This window comes from Streptomyces sp. NBC_01214 (assembly GCF_026340975.1).
Classification (GTDB): Bacteria; Actinomycetota; Actinomycetes; order Streptomycetales; family Streptomycetaceae; genus Streptomyces.
The window spans coordinates 1,894,915-1,911,782 of the sequence record NZ_JAPEOS010000002.1 but is presented as its reverse complement, the minus strand read 5'-3'; the positions used below and the strand labels follow the sequence as shown (position 1 = coordinate 1,911,782).

Annotated in this window: 12 protein-coding genes, 1 tRNA gene and 1 pseudogene; 10 read left to right on the top strand and 4 right to left on the bottom strand. The window is 75.3% G+C overall.

The genetic code is table 11. The features are described 5' to 3' along the window. Positions 1-35: 35 nt before the first annotated feature. Entirely contained in the window at positions 36-1,739 is a 1,704-nt protein-coding gene (gene treZ / locus OG594_RS33455) for a malto-oligosyltrehalose trehalohydrolase (protein WP_266606678.1), read from the top strand. A gap of 3 nt (positions 1,740-1,742) precedes the next feature. Here treZ and OG594_RS33450 read toward each other — a convergent pair whose 3' ends face one another. Both OG594_RS33450 and OG594_RS33445 read right to left on the bottom strand, forming a co-directional pair. Then, the gene (locus OG594_RS33450) at positions 1,743-2,882 is read right to left on the bottom strand and encodes an aminopeptidase P family protein (protein ID WP_266606120.1); all 1,140 of its coding nucleotides are present in this window, start codon (positions 2,880-2,882) and stop codon (positions 1,743-1,745) included. Between the two features lie 58 nt (positions 2,883-2,940). Next, positions 2,941-3,522, bottom strand: coding sequence for a LysR substrate-binding domain-containing protein (locus OG594_RS33445; protein ID WP_266606119.1), 582 nt, complete (start codon positions 3,520-3,522; stop codon positions 2,941-2,943). Between the two features lie 175 nt (positions 3,523-3,697). On the opposite strand from OG594_RS33445, the pseudogene OG594_RS33440 reads away from it, so the two are divergent. Further along, positions 3,698-3,970 (top strand): annotated as a pseudogene (locus OG594_RS33440) (hypothetical protein); the annotation flags it as partial. A 142-nt stretch (positions 3,971-4,112) separates the two neighbouring features. Further along, positions 4,113-4,185 (top strand) — tRNA-His (locus OG594_RS33435). 72 nt (positions 4,186-4,257) lie between these two features. Here the strand turns inward: OG594_RS33435 and OG594_RS33430 are convergent. Beyond that, positions 4,258-5,013, bottom strand: a complete 756-nt coding sequence (locus OG594_RS33430; RefSeq protein WP_266606118.1) for an alpha/beta fold hydrolase — start codon at positions 5,011-5,013, stop codon at positions 4,258-4,260. 70 nt (positions 5,014-5,083) lie between these two features. On the opposite strand from OG594_RS33430, the gene OG594_RS33425 reads away from it, so the two are divergent. Continuing rightward, a complete protein-coding gene (locus OG594_RS33425) occupies positions 5,084-5,824 on the top strand; it encodes a hypothetical protein (protein ID WP_266606117.1) in 741 nt (246 codons plus the stop codon). Here the strand turns inward: OG594_RS33425 and OG594_RS33420 are convergent. Next, positions 5,811-7,871: a phosphocholine-specific phospholipase C gene (locus tag OG594_RS33420; RefSeq protein ID WP_266606116.1), complete on the bottom strand. Its 2,061-nt coding sequence runs from the start codon at positions 7,869-7,871 to the stop codon at positions 5,811-5,813. The genes OG594_RS33425 and OG594_RS33420 overlap by 14 nt on opposite strands. 148 nt (positions 7,872-8,019) lie before the next feature. On the opposite strand from OG594_RS33420, the gene OG594_RS33415 reads away from it, so the two are divergent. Genes OG594_RS33415 through OG594_RS33390 form a run of 6 tightly spaced genes read left to right on the top strand, consistent with a single transcriptional unit; the run spans position 8,020 to position 16,860 of the window. After that, a complete protein-coding gene (locus OG594_RS33415; protein WP_266606115.1) occupies positions 8,020-10,647 on the top strand; it encodes a hypothetical protein in 2,628 nt (875 codons plus the stop codon). A gap of 1 nt (position 10,648) precedes the next feature. Next, a complete protein-coding gene (locus tag OG594_RS33410; protein ID WP_266606114.1) occupies positions 10,649-11,938 on the top strand; it encodes a hypothetical protein in 1,290 nt (429 codons plus the stop codon). Beyond that, entirely contained in the window at positions 11,935-14,361 is a 2,427-nt protein-coding gene (locus tag OG594_RS33405) for a GTPase-associated protein 1-related protein (protein ID WP_266606113.1), read from the top strand. Before OG594_RS33410 ends, OG594_RS33405 begins: the two co-directional genes overlap by 4 nt. Positions 14,362-14,365: 4 nt before the next feature. Next, on the top strand, positions 14,366-16,036 hold the full coding sequence (locus OG594_RS33400) for a hypothetical protein (protein WP_266606112.1): 1,671 nt from the start codon (positions 14,366-14,368) through the stop codon (positions 16,034-16,036). Beyond that, entirely contained in the window at positions 16,033-16,161 is a 129-nt protein-coding gene (locus OG594_RS33395; RefSeq protein WP_266606111.1) for a hypothetical protein, read from the top strand. Before OG594_RS33400 ends, OG594_RS33395 begins: the two co-directional genes overlap by 4 nt. A gap of 36 nt (positions 16,162-16,197) precedes the next feature. Beyond that, positions 16,198-16,860: a VWA domain-containing protein gene (locus OG594_RS33390; protein ID WP_323185404.1), complete on the top strand. Its 663-nt coding sequence runs from the start codon at positions 16,198-16,200 to the stop codon at positions 16,858-16,860. Positions 16,861-16,868: the final 8 nt, after the last annotated feature.

Sequence of the window (16,868 nt, the reverse complement as noted above, 5' to 3'; positions counted from 1 at the left end):
TCGAGGTGTGGGCACCACTGACAGGTCACGTCGCCATGCTGCTGGACGGGGCGACGCACGACATGGCACGCGATCCGGACCGGGACGGCTGGTGGACCGTCGAGGCCCCGGCCGCCGACGGGAGCCGCTACGGATTCCTGCTCGACGGCGCCGGCCCGCGGCCGGATCCGCGCGGGCGCCGGCTGCCCGACGGGCCCGACGGCCTGTCGGCGGTGGTCGATCTACGGGCCCTCGCCCCGCGGCCGGTGCCGCCGCCGCACACCCGGCTCCAGGACGCGGTCCTGTACGAGCTGCACATCGGCACCTTCACCCCCGAGGGCACCTTCGACGCGGCCGCCGCCCGGCTCGGGCACCTCACCGCCCTCGGCATCACGCACGTGGAGCTGATGCCGGTCTGCTCCTTCTCCGGTCGGCACGGCTGGGGGTACGACGGGGTCGCGCCCTGGGCGGTGCACGAACCGTACGGCGGCCCGGCCGGTCTGGCCCGCTTCACGGCCGCCGCGCACGCGGCGGGGCTGGGCGTGGTGCTGGACGTGGTCCACAACCACCTCGGGCCCTCCGGCAACCACCTGCCCGCCTTCGGCCCGTACTTCACCGACACCCACCACACCCCGTGGGGCTCCGCGGTCAACCTGGACGCGCCCGGCTCCGACGAGGTGCGCGCGTACCTCATCGGCAGCGCGCTGGCCTGGCTGCGCGACTACGGGATCGACGGACTGCGGCTGGACGCCGTGCACGCGCTGGCCGACGACCGGGCGCTGACCTTCCTGGAGGAACTCTCCGCGGCCGTCGACGAACTGGCCGCGGACAGCGGCCGCCCGCTGTTCCTGATCGCCGAGTCCGACCGCTGCGACCCGCGCACCACCACCCCGCGCACCGCCGGGGGCCTGGGCCTGCACGCCCAGTGGAACGACGACTTCCACCACGCCCTGCACTGCGCGCTGACGGGCGAGTCCCAGGCCTACTACGCCGATTTCGCCGAAGCCCCGCTCGCCGCCCTCGCCAAGACCATGACCCGGGTCTTCTTCCACGACGGGACCTGGTCCTCCTTCCGCGGCCGTACCCACGGCCGCCCGGTGGACCACCGCCGGACCCCGGCCCACCGCTTCCTCGGCTACACCCAGACCCACGACCAGATCGGCAACCGGGCGCTCGGCGACCGGCTCTCCGCCTCGCTCTCGCCCGGGCTGCTGGCGTGCGCCGCGACCGTGGCCCTGACCGGGCCGTTCGTGCCGATGCTGTTCATGGGCGAGGAGTGGGGGGCGAAGACGCCCTGGCAGTACTTCACCGACCATCCGGACCCGGACCTCGCCGAGGCGGTACGGGCCGGTCGGCGCCGGGAGTTCGCGGCGCACGGCTGGAAGGCCGAGGAGGTCCCGGACCCGCAGGACCCGGCCACCCGGGACCGCTCCCGCCTGGACTGGGCGGAGCCCGAACAGGCCGTCCACGCCCGCCTGCTGGACTGGTACCGCACCCTGATCGCGCTCCGCCGCACCCATCACGACCTGCGCGACCCGGACCTGGCGTCGGTCCGGGTCGCCCACGACGAGGAGCGCCGCTGGCTCACCTTCCGGCGGGGCGACGTCCGGGTGGCCGTGAACCTCTCCCCGGACCCGGTGACGATCGCGCTGGGCCGCAACGGGGTACGGGTGCTGTCCTCTTGGGAACCGGTCGACCACCCGGGTCGCGACGGGCGGATCCACGTGCCCGGCGAAACGGCGGTCGTCCTGGCCCCGTGAGGCTCACTCCACGACGGCCAGCTCGTGCGGGGCGTGGTTCAGGCGGCGCCCGCCGTCCTCGGTGACGGTCACGATGTCCTCGATGCGGACGCCGAACCGGCCCGGCAGGTACACGCCCGGCTCCACGGAGAAGCACATGCCGGGGACCAGCGGCTGCTCCTCGCCCTCGACCATGTACGGGGGCTCGTGGGTGGTGACCCCGATGCCGTGGCCGGTGCGGTGGATGAAGCGGTCCCCGTAGCCGAACTCGGTGATCACCGCGCGGGCGGCCCGGTCGACCTCCTGGCAGGCGACCCCCGGCCGGACCGCGGCCACGCCGGCCTGCTGGGCCTCGCGGACGATGTCGTGGACCCGCTGCTCCTCGGCCGTGGGCTCGCCGACGTGCACGGTGCGGGAGATGTTGGAGCCGTAGCCGAAGCGCAGGCCGCCGAAGTCGAGGACCACCATGTCACCGCGGCGGATGACGCGGTCGCCGGCCTCGTGGTGCGGATTGGCCCCGTTGGGGCCGGAGCCGACGACCGTGAAGTCGACCTGGGAATGGCCGTGCGCGCGCAACAGGCCGGCCAGGTCGGCGGCGACGTCGCTCTCCCGCCGGTCGGCGAAGGGGAGGTGGAGGATCTGCGCGTAGGCGGCGTCGGCGGCGGCCGCCGCCGCGGCGAGTCGCTCCAGCTCCCGCTCGTCCTTGACCGCGCGGAGCATGGGCAGGCAGTCGGTGAGCGGCGCGTAGGAACTGTTCGGCAGTTCCCGCTGCAGGCCGAGGAGGTGCAGCGCCCAGGTGTTGTCGCTCACCCCGAAGCGCCCGCGGAAGTCCAGCAGCGGGGCGGTGACGGCGTACGGGTCCTTCCCGTCGGCCCAGTCCCGCAGGGTCAGCGCGGCGGCGCCCGGGGCCCGCTGCGCGTCGGGGGCCTCCAGCGCGGGCACGATCAGCACCGGGTCCTGCCCGGCGGCCAGTACGAGCAGGGTCAGCCGCTCGGTCTCGGCGGTGGGCCGGTATCCCGTGAGGTGCGTGAGGTCAGGTCCGGGAGCGATCAGCAGCCCGGCGAGTCCTGCGTCGGCGGCGGTCTGGGCGGCGGCGGCCATCCGGGCGGCGTAGTCATCGGCCGTGAAGGGTGCGGGGCCTTCGGATGTGGCGTCAGAAGTCATACGGGCGATCCTGCCTTGACATCCTCGCCTTCGCGAACGAGCGAAGGCGGTTCCTCCCTCACGCTGCGAGCATCGCTCGAGCGGAGTTCTCGTCCCGAGGAGCCACTGCTCCGCCGGGCGTGCCCGCCCTCTCCGACCTCCGCCCGTGCCGCCCGTGCCGCCCATGCCGCCCGTGCCGCCGTGGCGCACGTCTGGAGCCGTGGCTCACCCGGCCGCCTGGAACGCCTACACCCCACCCGAACGAGGGACCCTCCTCCGGTCGCCCCGCGAGCCGCGCGGCGAGGGCGGCGGCCACGCCGGTCGGGCGGCCCGGGGAGAGGAGCTCCGTGCGGTGCACCAGGCGCGGGGCCGACAGCGGTACGGCGACCCCCGCACCGGCGGCCCGCGCCACGCGGCGCGGCAGCAGCACGAGGCCGTGCCCGGCGGCGGCGAGGGCGCAGAGCGCGAGCAGGTCGGTGCCGTCGTAGCGCACGGAGGCGCGGGCGGCGGCGAGCGGCAGCCCGACGCCGGGGGCGTCGATCCGGCGCGCGTCGGCGAGGTCGTCGAGGCGGACGCCGGCCCGCCCGGCGAGCGGGTGCCCGGCGGGCAGCAGCACGGCCAGCTCCTCCTCCCCCGCGCCCGTCACGGTGAGCGGTGCCACGTCGGGCAGCCGCAGCGGGTCGCTCGGCGCCGCGAGCCCGGCCTGATCGGCAAGACACCTCTAGGGCGCATAGGGCGCAGCCCCCGGTGGCGGGCAACGCGGCGAGCAGCCGGGGGCCGACGGCGAGCGGAGAGGCGGCGGGGGTGACGCGCCCGGGCGGGGCGGCGGCGAGCCGCCGGGCTCGCTCGCCGAGGCAGCGCTCGGTGCGGAGCGGTCGATGGAGCGCTACCCCTGCTCGTACGGGCCGGCGCCCGCGCACCTGCCGGAGCTAGCCGCCGCGGCCTGCGGCGGTCGGGGCACGACGAGGACGGTCAGGTGCGCATCGCGGAGCTGCCCGGGCACCCGTTCTTCCCTGGCCACGCCGTTCCAGCCGGAGCAGCACGGCGACGGGTCGAGGCCGCACCCGATCGTCCGGGCGCTCGCCGCGGCCGCCGTCGCCCGCGCTTCGGGCCGGGCTTCCGCCTCCGCCGCCGCCCCCGCCGCAGGCCTGGCCGGAAGCGGCCCACCACCCGATAAGGCGTCGCGGGAGCACCCCTCTGATCGGCTATGCTGTGCTTGCACATCGAACGGGCGGTCCGCCGCCCTTCGTGGTGGGTGTAGCTCAGTTGGTAGAGCACCTGGTTGTGGTCCAGGTGGCCGCGGGTTCAAGTCCCGTCACTCACCCTGTCGATCCCGTGGGGTACGAGGTCTCCTCGTACCCCACGGGATTTTTCGTGTGCCCGGTTCGCTGTCCCGCTAGAACCGCAGGAAGGCCTCCACCTCGGTGACGAAGGCCACCGGGGTCTCGTGCGGCGGGTAGTGGCCGGAGCCCGGGACCGTCACGATCCGGCAGTCCGGGTAGGCGGCCCGCCAGGTGTCCCTCATCACATCCGGGGTGATCGCGAGGTCGTACTCCCCGACGAGGACGAGCACCGGGACGGTGTTGCCCTTCACGGCGGCGGACAGGTCGAGCGGCTGCCAGCTCGCGAGGTAGCCGGCGAAGGCCTCGGGGCGGGAGACGGCCAGCGAGTGGGCGACCATCCCGTCGAGCCAGTGCCGGCTCGCACGGTTGCCCGTGACCAGGTCGAGGATCACACGGCGCTTCTCGGGATCGGTCGCGGCGCCGTGGAAGAGGGCGTGGGTCGCGTCGTCCATCGCGTAGGGCGCGGCCGGGACCGGGGCGAGCCCGATCAGTTTCTCCACCCGCTCGGGGGCGCGGACGAGGACCTGCTGGACCGCCTTGCCGCCCATGGAGTGGCCGAGGAGGGAGAAGGTGTCCCAGCCGAGCTGGTCGGCGAGTTCGAGGACGTCGTCGGCGATCTCGGCCAGGGTGTAGCGGCCGGGGACGTCGCGGCGGTCGCCGTAGCCGCGGTAGTCGAGGAAGACGTAACTGAAGCCCTCGGGATCCAGGTGGTCCAGTACGGAGCCCCAGTTCGCGGAGGTGCCGAACCAGTCGTGCAGCACGATGACGCGGACGGGTCCGGTGCCGATCCTGCGGTGGGCGATGGCCATGCGTTCTCCCTGGATGACGGGCGGAGAAACCGACGCCGGAGGTTCTGCCCAACCGGCCTACGATCACACCGTGAAGCCGATATCCCGCACGGTCCGCATCGCCGTCACGCACCCCTTCGCCGAAAGGGACCACGCGGTCCACCCGGTCCACCCGGTCCACCCCACCGAGTACGAGATCGTCGACCGGAACGAGATCGCGGAGGTGCTCGCGGCCTGGCCCCCCGCGGCGCCGCACGACGACTTCGAATGCATGTGCCACGGGGACGGCAGGGTCTCGCTGTACGAGGCCGGCGGCGAACGCATCGGGTCCGTGGACCCGACCGGGCCGCTCCGGCCGCTGTTCGATTCCCGGGATCCCGCGGGGCTTCCCTCCCGGCACCGCGCCCGCTGGGTGGCCGCCGCGCCCGAGGGCCTGCGCGCGTACGCCGGCGCCTGCGCCCGCGGCGAGGAGCCCCCGCCGCCGCGCGGAGTACCGCTGAGCACGGTCTTCAGCTGGCTGGGCACCGTACGGGAGCACCCCGGCGACGCCGCGCGGCTGCTCGCCACCCTGGCCCCGCAGCGGCTGCTGGCTCCGGCGCCCGCGGACGAACTCGCATGGGGCGTGAGGCAGACGGACCGGGCCGGCCTCGACGGGGCCGTGCGGTTCTTCGCGAGCGAGGAGTTCACCACCCGGCACCCGAAGCGGCGCCGGGTGCCCGACACCGCGCGGGACCTCCTGCTGCGGCACGCCCGCAGCCACCGCCCCGCGGACCTCCCGGTCCTGGAACGGCGGCTGCTGCGCGCACCGGAGGACCGGATCAGGCGGTCCTGATCGCCGGGTCCGAAACGCCCGGGGCACCGGTCTCCACGTGTCCGGCGAAGCGGCGCAGGAAGGTGGCGTCGGCGTCGGAGACGACCTTCACGTCGTACCAGCGGCCCGAGGCGGAGAGGTCCACCGTGTGGGAGACCGTCGCGCCGGCCGCCACCCTGAAGGCCTGGGCCGCGCCGCCGTAGGAGTTGGTCACCGTGAGGTTGACGGCCGCCGTCCCGGAGTTGGTCAGCGTCAGGGCCAGGTTGCCGGTGGCCGCCAGGTGGCGGGCCGTGACCTCGGGGCCGGCCTTCTTCGCCGGTCCCTTCCAGCTGCGCAGGAAGCCGTTCGGGCCCCACACCGTGAGGTTGATCTGGTTGCCGGTGGAGCTGCTGGTGGACCAGGTGTCGACGAGCGTCTTGCCCGCCTCGACCGTGTAGGGCCAGGGGCCGTCCGTGCGGTTGCCCGAGGTGCTGTGGAAGTGGGCGCCCAGGGTCGGTCCGGAGGCGAAGGTGAGGGTGAACTTGCCGGTGGACGTGGTGCGGGCGCCGTCCACGTAGGGGCTGTAGCCGAGCGCGCGGGTCGGCTTGGCCCCGGCCTCCTGCGGGGGCAGGACGCCCGTCGCCGGCGGGGTCGGGTGGTAGGAGGGGTGGCGGTCCTTGTCCGGCGGGACGTACCCGGCCGTGGACGGCAGGGCGGCGGGCGCGGCATCGGCCCGGGTGAAGTCGAAGGCCGAGGTCAGGTCACCGCAGACGGCGCGGCGCCACGGGGAGATGTTGGGCTCCTGCACCCCGAAGCGCTTCTCCAGGAAGCGGATCACGGAGGTGTGGTCGAAGGTCTCGGAGCAGACGTAGCCGCCCTTGCTCCAGGGGGAGACCACGATCATCGGGACGCGCGGGCCGAGCCCGTACGGTCCGGCCGCGTAGCCGCCGCCACCGGCGTAGAGGTCCTTCGACACGTCGGCCGTGGACAGGCCCCAGGCGGAGGAGGCGGGCGGATACGGCGGGACCACGTGGTCGAAGAAGCCGTCGTTCTCGTCGTAGGTGATGAACAGGGCGGTCTTGGCCCAGACGGCCGGGTTCGCGGTCAGCGCGTCCAGGACCTGCGAGATGTACCAGGCGCCGAAGTTCGTCGGCCAGTTCGCGTGCTCGCTGAACGCCTCGGGGGCGGCGATCCAGGAGACGGAGGGCAGGGTGCCGGCCGTCACGTCGGCGCGCAGCCGGTCGAAGTAGCCGCCGCCCGCCTTGACGTTGGTGCCCGTGCGCGCCTTCTCGTACAGGGGGCTGCCGGGCTGCGCATTGCGGTAACTGTTGAAGTACAGCAGCGAGTTGTCGCCGTAGTTGCCGCGGAAGGCGTCGTTGATCCAGCCCCAGGAACCGGCGGCGTTCAGGCCGTCGCCGATGTCCTGGTAGACCTTCCAGGAGACGCCGGCCGCCTCCAGGCGCTCGGGGTAGGTCTTCCAGCCGTAGCCGGCCTCCTGGTTGCCGAGGACCGGTCCGCCGCCGACCCCGTCGTTGCCGGTGTAGCCCGTCCACAGGTAGTAGCGGTTCGGGTCCGTGGCGCCGATGAAGGAGCAGTGGTAGGCGTCGCACACCGTGAAGGCGTCGGCGAGGGCGTAGTGGAACGGGATGTCGTTCCGGGTCATGTACGACATGGTCGTGGCCGTCTTGGCCGGGACCCACTTGTCGTACTTGCCGTTGTTGTACGCCTGGTGGCCGCCGGCCCAGTCGTGGTTGAGCCCCTCCAGGAACTGCATGCCGAGGTCCTGGACCTGCGGGTTGAAGGGCAGGACGTCCTTCGTCCCGTTCGACTGGAAGAAGACCGGCTTGCCGTTGTCCTGGAGGACCGGCCGCGGGTCACCGAAGCCCCGGACACCCTTCATCGCGCCGAAGTAGTGGTCGAAGGACCGGTTCTCCTGCATCAGGACCACGACGTGCTCGATGTCCTGGATCGTTCCGGTGGTGCCCTGCGCCGAGATGGCGGCGGCCCGGGCGATGCTGTCGTTCAGCATCGTGAGGGCGGCGGCGCCACCGGCTATCTGCAGGAACCTGCGACGGTTGAGTTCTGCCATGGGGTGACGACCTCTGCGGGTGAGGGGGGAGTCGAGGGGCGCCCCAAGGACAGCGGTCCCGGGGTACCGGACAGAGATCGCTTCGTGACACTGCGCCGTACACCTGGAGAACGAAAAGAGCCCACGAACGACCTGCACATCTGCTGAAATGACCTCCCACACACTGCACGGGGGGCGCAGAGCGATGGCCGGGACCGACTTCGGGCACGCCATCGGGCTGCCCCGCGCGCTCCCCGGCCTCCCACTGTCGCCGCTCGTGGGAGCGTACGGGGAACTCCTCACTGAGCAACAGACCATCGGATTAAGTCACTTGGGCGAACTACTGGTCCCGCCCGGCGGCCGCTTACGGGTACTCGACGGGATCTTCGCCGTCACCGGGCCCGGTCGGCGCCGGCACGTCGGCGCCGGCGTGCTGCGGTCGCTGTGCCAGGACCGGCCGGAACCGGCCGCGGCCCGGCTGCTGGAGCGGCTGGCCGCGATCCAGGAGGCGGACCCCGCGGCCCTGCGCCGGATCCTGCTCTACCAGCTCACCCACCTGCTCCAGGACCATCCCGAGGGGGAACTGCCGGCCACCGCGGCCGGCTTCGGGGTCGACCCGGCCGAGGCCACCGCGCTGGTCCGCGCGGCGGCCCGGCGGGCCCGGCTGGACGGCGGACAGCGGGTCGCCGCCGAGAACCTGCTCGACGACGTGCGGGAGCACCGGATCCGCTCCGCGGCCCGCCGGGCCGCCCTGCTGCCGTCCGCGGGTGAGGACCGGCCGCTGGCGGCCCTCCTCGAGGATCTGGCCGCCCGGGTGAAGGCCGCCGACACCGAACTCGCGGTGGCCCGGCGGGCCGAGGAACAAGGGGATCCGGAGCGGGCCTGCGTCCACTACGAGGAGGCCGCGGCGCTGGCGGGCGATTGCCCGCGCGCGGTGCGCGGACTGGTCCGCACCTACCGGCCCGGTCCCGGGGACCCCGGCCCGATGGTGTCCGCCCTCGTCCCCGAAGGTGTCGAACTGCGCTGGCCCGTCGGTGACTTCGGTGACACGCGCTGGCGGGTGGTGCGGCTCACCCGCGGGGAGCCGGTCGACTCGCCGCTCGCCGAGGTGGCGGGGCGGCCGGTCGGGGGCGTGCTCGTGGACCGCGGCGCCGGGATCGGCGAGGAGGTCCGCCACGTGGCGCTGCCGCTGCGGGCCGACGGCGCCGTCGACGGGCCGGCGCTCATCGCAGCCCCGCTGGCGGTCGCCCCGGTGGTGACGGAGGCGGCCGCCGTCGACGGCAACGGGTGGATCGAGGGCGCGTGGACGGCGCCGGCGGGCGCGGCCCGCTGTGAAGTGACGCTGACCGGTCCGCAGGGCCCCGTCTCGGTGCCCCCGCCGGCGCGGGCGGGCCTGCGGGAGACCCTGCGCGCGCCGGGGCTCGCGCCCGGGAGGTACGAGCTGGCGGTGCGGGCCCGGTACGCCCCGGTGGGCCGCGCCGACCACGGCGCGGTGTCCGCCGCCGTGACCGTCGCGGTCACCGTGCACGCCTGGCCGGATCCCGTGCTCACCCTGACGGCCCGGGCCCGGGAGGCGGGCGGGGTGGAGTTCCGCCGGACCGGCGGCGACGGAGCCGAGGTGCGGCTGGTGGAGTGGCCCGGCGCCGCCCCCGCCGAGCGGACCGAACTGACGGCGGCCGAGCTGCCGCCGCCGCTGAACTGGATCGACCCGAACCCGTCGCGCCCGACCGGGAACGGTCCGGGCGGAAACGGCCCGACCGGAAACAATCCGACCGGGAACGGCCCGAGCGACAGCAGCCCGGCCGAAAGCGGCTCGGGCGGGAGCAGCCCGGCCGGGAACGGCTCGGGCGGGAACGGCCCGACCGGAAGCAGCCCGGCCGACAGCGGCTCGGGCGGGAGCAGCCCGGCCGACAGCGGCTCGGGCGGGAGCAGCCCGGCCGACAGCGGCTCGGGCGGGAACGGCCCGACCGGAAGCAGCCCGGCCGACAGCAGCCCGACCGGAAACGGCCCGGGCGGAAACGGCTCGGGCTTCGTAGGGCACCCGCCCCCGGGATCGCTCACCACCGTCTCCGCCGTGGCCGTGCTGGGTGCGCGGGCCCTGGCCGGGCCCTCCGTCCTGGTCGAGGCCCCCCTGCCGGTGACCGGGCTCGCGCTGCGGCGGGCCGCGCCCGACCTGGTCGAGGTCGGCTTCGACTGGCCCGGCACCGCCGGCACCGTCACCGCCGCCGTCATCCAGGACGGCCGGCGCACCGACTTCGCCGTGGCCCGCAGCGTGTTCCTGCGCGAGGGGCTGCGGCTGCCGGTCACCCCGGCCGCGCTGTCCGTCGAGGCCCACGCCGCACCGCGCAGCACCCGCTCCGTGCTCGCCCCGGCCGGGGGCGACGCGCGGGCCGAACTGCCCGCCGACGTGGCCATCGCCTACGAGGTGGTGCCCGGCCCCCGGCGCGGCCTGCGCCGCGGGCCCGCCGTCCTGCGGGTGACCGTACGGGCGCCGGGCGGCGCACCCGGCCCGGACCTCCCCGGATTCGTCCTCGTGGCCCGGGGGGACGGCAGCCGCAACCCGCCGCGTCCGGGCGGCCCGTCCGGCGGGACGGCCGTGTGCCGGGTGACCGGGGCCGAACTCGCGGCCGCGGGCACCGGCACCGGCACCGGCACCGGCACCGGCACCGTGGAGCGCCCGCTCGACACCGCCGTCGCGCCCGGCCGCCCGTACGCCCTGCGCGGTTTCCTCCTCGGCGGCGCCGCCGCCTCCGTCCGGCTCGAAGAGCCTCCTCTCCTCTCCCTGGTGGTCCGCTGACATGACCTCCGTCGTCTGCCCCTACTGCTTCGACCGGTCCCCGGCGGCCCGGCTGCCCTACCGCTGCCAGATGTCCGCCACGGGGGTGCGCGGGGCCAAGCCCTGTAGCGCCGAACTCGACACCACATGGGCCGACTTCATGGGCCCGAGCGTGCCTCCCGCACTGAAGATGCGCGGCCCGGTCTTCACCTCCCCCCGCGGCCTCGGGCTGCGCCTCACCCCGAACGGGGGCGGCTCGCGCGCGGACTGCCCCGCCTGCGGCGGGTCCACCCCGGTCCGGGTCTGCCGGCGCTGCCACAGCGACTTCCCGAGCGACTACTGCGACCAGGACACCCGGATCATCGCCCTGCTCGGTCCCAAGGCCTCCGGCAAGAGCACCTACGTCTCCGTCCTGCTCAACGAATTGCGCGGCAGGGTGGGTCGGGCGTACGGGGCCTCGGTGACCGCGATGGGCGGCGAGACCCAGCGCCGGGACCGCGAGCTGGCCGAGGACCTCTACGACCGGCTGCGGCTGCCGGAGGCCACCAGACCGGCGGCCCTCGGATTCAACGACCCGCTGCTGTACCGGCTGAGCCTGCCCCTGCGGCGCCGGCTCCGCGGGGACGGCAGCCGGCACACCGCGCTGGTGTTCTTCGACGCGGCGGGCGAGGACCTCGCCAACGCCGAGGCCATGGACCGCTACACCCACTACCTGGCCGCCGCCGACGGGATCATCCTGCTCGTGGACCCGCTGCAGATGCGGGCGGTGCGCGACCGGCTGCCGATGGACGTCGGGCCGCCGCTGCCGGTCATCGAGACCCCGCCGCAGCAGATCGCCGCCGATCTCGCGGCACAGCTGCGGGCGCACGGCCGGGGATCCTCGCGCGGCCGGGTCACCACTCCGGTGGCGGTGGCGGTGACCAAGACGGACTCGCTGGCGCCGCTGCTGGAGCCGCATTCGCCGCTGCTGCGCAATGCCGACCACGGCGCCGGCGCGCTCGACGAGGAGGACCGGCGGGCGGTGCACGAGGAGATGCGCTCGCTCCTCGACGGCTGGGACTCGGGTGCACTGCTACGGCAGTTGGAACGGGACTTCGCCCAGCTGTCGCTGTTCGGGCTCTCGGCGCTCGGCTCGCCGCCGCCCGCGCACGCCCCGGCCGACGCCCCGAAGTCGGGTCCCCGGCCGCTGCGCGTGGAGGATCCGCTGCTGTGGCTGCTGGGGCTGGGCGGGCTGCTGCCGCGCACCGGTGGCGCCGCCGGCCCGGGTGGCCGTGGCCCGGCTGGCCCTACCGGCTCCGAGGGGAACTCATGAATCTCGCCCAACTGCACTACACCTCGGCGCCGCCCGGTCCCGACGGCTCCGGATTCCGGTTCACGGCCGTCAGCCCCGGGGTGCCGGCCGCCCTGCTGCGCGAGGCGGAGCAGCTGATCGGCTACGAGCCGCCCCGGGACGCGCCGCCGCGCCCGGGACCGCAGGAGCTGGCCGGCTTCCCGCAGGCGCTCAGCCTGAACGTGCTGGCCGACGGGAGCCGGCTGCTGGCGCGCTCGGTGTACACGGGCGCCGACTACAGCGGCCGGTGGGGCAATTTCCACGCCCACGCGGTGCACCTGCCGCAGCCCGCCGGTTCCGGTCCGACCGTGGGCGAGCTGCCCATCACCGCCTGGGGCTCGCCGCAGTGGGCCGCCGCGACCCCGGAGGCCGGCGCTCCCGCGCTGGCCGCGGTGCCCGCTCCGGGCCGCCTCGACCGGGCCGCGCTGGCCGCCTTCGTCGCCGCCCGCGGGCCGTGGCTGGCCGCCTTCTTCGCCGATGTGCGCCGGCTCGGCGAGGACCCGGACGCCCCGCAGATCGTGCTCGTGGAGGCCGACAGCGAGGCCGTCGCCCGCTGGATCATGCTCGCGTGCAGTGTGCTGCCGCACCAGCGGGGGCAGTGGCTCACCTTCACCACCTACACCCGGCGGCCGCAGCTCGCCCGGCAGCAGATCATCGGGGTGGTGCCCGAGGACGGGCTCGGCCTCGCCGGGCAGGAACACCGCTACCGGGTCTACGACGCCGCGCGCGACGCCGCCCCCGCCGCCGGGGAGCCGGACGTGTGGGCCGATACCGCCGCCCGCATCTGGCAGGCGCAGCGCCAGGACCTGGTCGCCGAGGTGCGGCGGCTGGCCGCCGGGCCCTACGACGCGGGCCCGCTGGCCGCGCTCGCCCTGGCCTCGGGCATCGCCCTGCCCTCCCCCGGCCGGACCGCGGCCGCCGACTGGGCCGCCGGGCACCGGGACGCCCTGGAGGACGTACGGCTGCACGCGCTGGCCCTGGCGCTGGGCCGCCCGGCCGGGGACCGGGACCCGGCGGAGGTCGCCGCGGCCGGGCGGCTGCTCGCGGCCCTGGACGGCTGGGCCCCGCCCGCGGTGTGCGAGCCGCTGGTGGCCCTGACCCTGACCGAGGCGGTACGGACCGGCGCGCCGCCCGCGGCCCTGCCCACCGCGGGCGCCCTCGGCGCGGCCGTCCGCGGGCGGCTGGCGGCGGAGCTGGAACCGGGCCTGCGCGCGGCGCTGGGTGACCCCGCGACCGAACCGGCTCATTCCGCCGGGCTGTTGCGGGTGGCCTCGGTGCTCGGGGTGGACGTGGGCGACCTGCTGCCCGGTACGGCCCGGCAGTTGGCGCTCGCGCTGCTCACCGATCCGGAGCGGGTGTACGGGGCGGACGTGCGGGCCGCGCTGACCGAACTGCCCGGGCTGCGCGCCCTCGTGCTCGACCGGCTGGACTCGTTCACCGCGGGCGATCCGGCGGCCGGACGGCGGCTGTTCGAGCGGACCGGACTGCGGCTGACCGCGGCCGACGCGCGGCCGCACCTGCGGATGTGCGCCGAGGCCGCGGTGGCCGGGCCCGCCCCGGACCGGGTCGGCTCCCTGAACGCCCTGCTGACCCGCTCGGGCGTCTCGCTGTACGCGGAGCCGCTGGTGCTGCGGACCGCGATGCGGCTGGTGTGGGACGGGGACCCGCCGGGGGCGGGCGAGGCCGGGCTGGTGCTGATGGCTACCGGGGCGAAGGTCCACCGGGAGGCCGGGACCTGGGAACTGCTCGTACGGGCGGCCGTGCGGGCCCCGGCCGGGGACACCGAGGCCGCGGAGCTGGCTCCGGAGCTCCTCGGGCAGTTCCAGGAGGAGATCCCGGCCCGGCTGCGGCCGTCGCTGCTGTTGCTGGAGCTGGCCCGGAACCTGCGGTCGGGCTCGGCGGGCGGAGGCTGGGTCCGCCAGGTGCTGGACCTGCGGTCGCTGGATCCGGAGCCGGGCCCGCGGGAGAGCGCGTACGCGGCCCTGTGTACCCGGCTGCTGGCGGGGGACCGGCCGGACAGCGAGCTGCGGGCGCTGGTCGAGAGCAACGACACGGAGCTGCTGGCCGCCTACCGGGCGGCGGCGCGCACCCCGGCGGTGCGTGACCGGCTGCGGCTGGATCCGGGCTACGCCGCGGACTGCTTCACGGCGTGGTCCTCCCAGCCGCAGGCCGGCCCTGCTTGGCAGGAGGCCCGCACGGACCTGCTCGACGGGGTGCTGCGGCCGGCCGTACGGAGCCTGGCGGCGACGGAGCTGGCCGAGGTGGAGCAGTCACTGGCCCGACTGGGCGGGCGCTGGGCCGACGAGTTCCGCGGCTGGCAGCGGCCGAGTGCCTTCGGCCGCCTGCGCGAACGCTTCGCAGGGCGCCGCTCCGGCGGTGCCGGCGCCGGTGGGAACGGGGGCTGATCCGGTGGATCCGGAGCTGATCGCACGGGTCCTCGCCACCCTCATCGGGGTGATGGCGGTCGCCGTGTGCCTCGGGTACGGGCTGTGGCGGTTCCTGGCATTGGCCCTGTCGGCCGCCTGGGCCGCCTTCCGGACGCGTCCGCCGGGCGGCACCGACCCGCGGATCACCCCGTACGCCGGTCCCGAACCGGCGCGGCCCGCGTACTGGGCCGGACAGATGTGGCTGGACGCCCGGTTCGCCGGACAGGCCGCGGCCCTGACCGTCTGGTTCCTGCTGACCCGACACTGGCTGGGCGAGTTGGTGCGCCGCCGCCTGCTGCGCGGCCGGGGCGGCTGGAGCGGCGCACGCTCGGACAACGGCTTCGGCCGGCTGCTGCTGCGCCTGCTGGCTCCCGGCACGGCACTGGCCGCGCTGCTGTCCGCGCTGCTCGCCTCGGTCCTGCTGGCGGGCGTCGCGCTGTTCTTCGCGGTGGAGCTCGGCCTGGTCGCGCTCGCCGCCCTGACCGCCACCCTGGCCGGGCGCGTCGCGGAGCGGCTGTGGAAGCTGGCCCTGGGCATCCGGATGAAGTGCCCCTACCCCGGCTGCTACCGGCCGTTCCCGCTGGCCGTGCACCTCTGCCCGGCCTGCGGCGCCGCCCACCGCGAGCTGCGGCCGGGTGCCTTCGGTGCCCTGCGGCACGTCTGCCGGTGCGGCAAGGCCCTGCCGAACACCCTCATGACCGGGCGGCGGGGGCTCGCCGCCCGGTGCCCGCACTGCGACCGGAGCCTGCCGCCGGCCGTGGGCACCACCCGGGTCGTGCACCTGCCGCTGATCGGGGGCACTTCCGCCGGGAAGACGATGCTGCTGGCGGCCATGCTCGACGGACTGCGGTCCTGGTCGCACGAGTCCCGGCTGACGCTCGAGTACGCCTCTCCCGACGACCTCCGCGAGGCCAACGCCCTGGGGCAGCAGCTGAACCGGACCGGGTGGACCCTCAAGACCCAGGGCGGGCAGCCGCGCGCCCTGATGCTGCTGGTCGGGCACGGCCGCCGGCGCCGACTGCTCTACCTGTACGACCCGATGGGCGAGTCCCTCCGGGACGCCGACACGACCCGCGGCCAGGGCTACCTCGCGCACGCCGACGGGGTCCTGCTGGTGACCGACGTGCTCGCCGCGCCCGTCGTACGCCGGGCCCTGCACGCCGGCGACACCGAACGGGCCGAGGCCGCCCGGCCGGCCGACCTGGGCCCGGTGGAGACGTACGCGGGGTTCACCGGCGAGCTACAGGGACTCGGCGGCCGGCGCGGGCGCCTGCCCGTGGCCACGGTGGTGACCAAGCGGGACGCACTGGACCGGCTGGACTCGCTGCCGCGACCGACCGAGCCGGTCGAGGCGTGGCTGACCGGGATCGGGCTGGACGAGCTGGTCCGGGCCCTCGGCCACGACTTCGCGGCGGCCCGGTACTGGGTGGTCAGCGCCCGCGCCGCGACCGGGGCGGGCGCCCTGGACACCGAACGGCGGCGGGCGGCGGAGCCGGTGCTCTGGCTGCTGTCACGGACCGGGTTGCGCGTCGGACGGCTCGTACGGGACCGCGAGGAGCGGCCGGACGCGCGGACCGGGCCGGATCCGCAGGACCCGCAGGCCGCGCAGGGCCCGCAGGCCGCGCACGGTGAGGAAAGGAGCAACACCCCATGATGACACCGCAGATCACACGGGGCCGACGGATGACGGCGGCCCTGTTCGTGTCGGCGGTCGTGATGACGGCGGCCGCCGCGGTGGCGGCGTTGGTGCGGTACGTCCCGCAATGGACCGGAAGTTGAAGGAGACACGCGGTGAGTGACATCCCCGGCGGGCCGATGGCGAACCGGCCCGTCCATTTCATCTGGCTGCTCGACTGCTCGTACTCGATGCAGGGCGAGAAGATCGGCCAGCTCAACTACGCGATCAGGGAAGCCGTTCCGGAGATGCTCTCCGTCGCGCAGGACAATCCGGCGGCCCAGCTGCTGCTGCGCACGATGACGTTCTCCACGACGGCCCGCTGGCACCACAAGGACCCGGTGCCGGTCGAACAGTTCACCTGGCAGGACGTGCAGGTGGACGGCATGACCAATCTCGGTGAGGCCCTTCAGCTCGCGGCGCGCGAACTGGACACCCCGCCGATGCCGCAGCGGGCCCTGAAGCCGGTGCTGGCGCTGGTCTCCGACGGGGTGCCGACGGACGACTGGAAGTCGGGGCTGCGGGCGGTGGACGCGACCCCGTGGGGCCGCAAGGCGGTCCGGGTGGCCATCGCGATCGGCGCGGACGCCGACCGCAACGTGCTCCAGGAGTTCCTGGGCAATCCCGAGCTGCAGCCGCTGGACGCGAACAGCCCCAAGCAGCTGGCGGCGGCGATCCGCTGGGCCTCGACGGCCGCGGTGAAGGCGGCCTCCCAACCGGTGGCGGGCTTCGGGGACGCGACCGTGAAGCAGCCGCCGTACGCCCCGCCGGTGCTCGCCGACGACGATGACGACGTGTGGTGAGCGGGCCC